1 pseudogene is annotated in these 260 nt (G+C 54.2%); it reads left to right on the plus strand.

The window, feature by feature from the left end:
- Positions 1–260 (plus strand): annotated as a pseudogene (locus tag OC23_RS19130) (hypothetical protein); the annotation flags it as partial.

Raw genomic sequence — 260 nt, forward strand, 5'->3', positions numbered from 1 at the left:
GGTGGGGTATGGAGCGTAACGGTTGATGGCGGACAGTTAGTCCTTGATGCCGACAAGACCATCAATGTCAGCATTACTGCAACCGATGCCGCAGGTAACACCGGTACAGTAACCGCAGATGCCAGCTATACCGTTGACATCACTACACCAGTAGTCGTGATCAACCCGATTGCAGGCGATAACATCGTTAACGCAGCAGAAGCAGGCGTTGACCAGACTGTTAGCGGTGCGGTTGTGGGCAGCTTCACAGCAGGCGATGC

The sequence above is a fragment of the Acinetobacter sp. A47 genome (assembly GCF_000805455.1).
Classification (GTDB): domain Bacteria; phylum Pseudomonadota; class Gammaproteobacteria; order Pseudomonadales; family Moraxellaceae; genus Acinetobacter.